The sequence below is a fragment of the Burkholderia sp. 28_3 genome (assembly GCF_003253915.1).
Classification (GTDB): domain Bacteria; phylum Pseudomonadota; class Gammaproteobacteria; order Burkholderiales; family Burkholderiaceae; genus Burkholderia; species Burkholderia cenocepacia.
The window spans coordinates 1-3,515 of the sequence record NZ_QKZF01000066.1; the positions used below are offsets into that span (position 1 = coordinate 1).

2 protein-coding genes are annotated in these 3,515 nt (G+C 55.1%); both read left to right on the forward strand.

The genetic code is table 11. The features are described 5' to 3' along the window. Positions 1-667 (forward strand): SOS response-associated peptidase family protein (locus DFS13_RS39495; protein WP_111442892.1); only part of this gene is annotated, 667 nt, incomplete at its 5' end. Between the two features lie 339 nt (positions 668-1,006). Next, the gene (locus tag DFS13_RS40135; protein WP_113976526.1) at positions 1,007-3,001 is read left to right on the forward strand and encodes a hypothetical protein; all 1,995 of its coding nucleotides are present in this window, start codon (positions 1,007-1,009) and stop codon (positions 2,999-3,001) included. Positions 3,002-3,515: the final 514 nt, after the last annotated feature.

The window sequence follows — 3,515 nt, forward strand, 5'->3', positions numbered from 1 at the left end:
CAACCTTGAAACCGTTCGAATCCGCGTTTTACCCCCGGTTCTGCTGGCGCCATTACGCCGCCCATCCCCGGCTCCTTTACGCCGCCCCGCGACACCGCGCGACTCGCGCATCTTCCCCGGCTACTACGCGCCGGTGCTGGTGATGGAAAACGGCGAGTACGTGCTCCGGCCGATGCGATACCAGTGCCGCATTGCGGGCACGCCGGCAAGCTTCGATGTGAAATATCCCGGCACATACAATGCCCGCAAAAATTCATTGGGAGGTTTCTGGAAATCGTGCTTCGGACAGACGCACGGTGTGTTGCTCGTCGAGGTCTTTTACGAGAACGTGAAGAAGGCGAAGATGGAAGGCACGGTGCTGGAATCACATGACAAGGACGAGAACGTCGTCCTCGAGTTTCGCCCAAGCAATAGACAGTTGATGCACGTGGCCTGCCTATGGTCGCGATGGACGAAACCGGGCGAGCCAGACCTTCTGTCGTTTGCTGCCATAACGGATGACCCGCCGCCGGAAGTTGAAGCGGCCGGCCATGACCGGTGCATCATCCCTATCAAGCCCGAGAACATCGAGGCGTGGTTGAATCCGGAAGCAACAAGCTTGGACGCGATGTACGCCATCCTCGATGACAAGGACCGGCCTTATTACGAGCACAAGTTCGCGGCATGAGGCGCTGGAGCTTGCGCGTTGATGTGGAGGGTCTTTCCGATTTGGGGGGAGGTTGGCCAAAATTTCGATTCATGAGCTAACATCGAATTCGGTTTATGTACTACGGTGAGGTTCTCTTTGGGCAGTGACTATCGTTTACACACATTGGGGTGGAAGGCATTCCAGGACCTGTGCCTCGCTGTTGCACAAGAATGCCTTCAACGGCCGGTTCAGCGATTTCTGCCATCTCATGACGGCGGACGGGACGGAGCCTTTGTGGGTACCATGCATAGCGGGAACAGTGCTGGGTCGTCCACAATTCAATGCAAATTCACGTCGCTCCCAAACAGTAATCTGACCTTGTCACAGCTCTCAGACGAGTTAGGGAAAATTCCTGCTTTGGCAGCGCAGAACTTGGTTGAAGACTACGTGTTGATGACCAACCATCCGGTCTCCGGGGTGGCGAGTGCGCAAATCGAAAAGGCGTTCATCGAAGCGGGAGCGAAGCGATGCCGTATCTTGGGCGCTGATTGGGTGGTCAGCCAGATTGATGAGTCTGCTCGCTTGCGAATGCTTGTCCCTCGATTGTATGGAGTCGGCGACTTGAGCAATATTCTTGATGAGCGCGCGTACGAGCAAGCAAAGATGATTCTGAGTTCGATGGGAGACGACATTCGCAAGCTTGTCGTCACAGATGCTCATCGGAAGAGTGTTCTCGCCATAAACCAACATGGGCTTGTTTTATTGCTGGGGCAGCCAGCCGCAGGCAAGTCGACAATTGGCGCAAGTCTGGCAGTCGGTGCGGCCGATATTTGGGGATGCCTTACGGTCAAGCCGACATCGCCGATGGAATTGCGCGAGAGAATCAACCCTCACGAAAAACAGTTCTTCTGGGTGGATGATGCTTGGGGTTCCACTCAATATCAGAAGGCCGTAACTGATACATGGAACCAAGTGCTTCCGCACATCGCAGCTGCCATCAAGAACGGAAGCAAGTTTCTGTTCACGTCACGGACCTATATCTGGCAGGCTGCGCTCCGCGACCTCAAGACAGGTGCGCTTCCACTCCTAACAAAAAGCAACGTCACCATCCAGGTCGAGAAGCTGACATCAAACGAAAAAGCTCAGATACTGTACAACCATCTTAAGTTTGGGGACCAGCCACAATCCTTCAGAACTCAGGTTAAACCATATTTGCCGGACGTGGTTGCTAGCGACTTTTTTTTGCCGGAATCCGCAAGACGTCTCGGTAGCCAGCTTTTGACTTCGCATCTGGCAAAAACTAGAGCTGGGTTGGTGAACTTCTTTGTCAATCCCTCGGACTTCCTCCAAGAGACAATACGAACTCTTACGGCGGACAGCCAAGCCGCGCTCGCGCTTTTGTTCATCAGCGGCGGTCGGGTCGCATCACCTATCCTCGATTGTCCTGAAGTAGCATTGGCGACGAAAGCGTTTGGTGTCACCTCCGCATCACTTAGAACAGCTGTTATAGACCTCGGTGAGACGCTCTCACTTCATGTACAGGACCAAACTGGACCCTACTGGAAGTTCAAGCACCCGACCATATCGGAGGCATTTGCCCGATATGTCGCGGACAATCCAGAACTTGTAGAACTCTACTTACGTGGAGCTGCGCCAAGTTTGCTAGTGAACGAAGTGGTGTGTCCGGGAATTCAACTGCAAGGTTCGTTTGTCGTTGTCCCGTCCACGTTTTACGGACTTCTAGCCGAACGGATGACTGCATGTACTGCGTCGTCGCTGACAGCGTTTCTTTCAACGCGCGCGAACGCTGACTTTGCTGCCATTCTACTCAAGCTCCGTCCCGAACTTCTTGAGTGCGATATTTACTTTCACTGGCGCGTATCTGAGTACCCGTCAGCGGACTTCATGGCTCGAATGCAGAAATTCGGACTGCTTCCTGAGCAAAAGCGTAAGGAGGTCGCGCAAGCGTTCGCGGAAGCAATCCTTGAACGAGCCGATGCAAGCGTACTGGAGGACGATGAACTGATGACCGTGTTCACGGAAGATGAGCGGGTTCAAATCTTCGATGCAATCGAGGACAAAATCCTGAACAACTTGGCTGCACACGTTGATAGAACACGTGAGCAATGGGAGCGCAGCACCGACCCTGATTCTCATTTCGAAGAGCTGTCGATGGACGTGCGCGACTTTGCGCGGCGTTTCGCGCCTAATCGCGAACTGGAAATAACATCACAGCTTAAAGGCCTCGTCCAGTCCGCAGTTTTTGATATGCAAGAAGACTATTCTGGTTCCGCGAGTTCAAATGCGCCTGTCGGAAGTGGGATGGCTTCTGACGGACCGTCGGCCGCGATATTCAGGGATGTCGATGATTAGGCCGTGAAGCGAGGCTCCAGCCAGTGCCCGTGCGGTAATCCAGCGATGACGTGTCGGCCGGAGCATTGCAAAGCGCCGCTTCCCCTTCCTACGTTAGTACAAGCTCGGCAGCAACACCGTAGTAGTGCCGCCCGCGGGGGCCCCGCCGGCGTGGCTGTGGACTGGCAGCGTAATCGTGCGCCATCTGGGTCCCTGCAAGCAGCGCGTCGGCGACTCCCGAGATGTGTAGCGTTTCAGCGCCCAACGCCGGACGGATTTCCGGTCGTGCTCGGCCAGTCACCGCCGGGGGAGCCACTCCCAGACCTGCTGCCGCTCCTCGTAGATATGGCCCCACTGGACGAACCTTTTGAGGCGCCGTTCAAATTGCCGCGCGCATTACGTTGGTTGCCGCCTGTTCTGACCGGGTTGTCCGGACGATGTGACCTGCCCCCTGCAAACAGGGCCAGCCGGAGTCTAGTAAAGTTCGTTTTCGGAGAAGAAGACGAACATGAAGAAGCGCTTTACGGAACAGCAA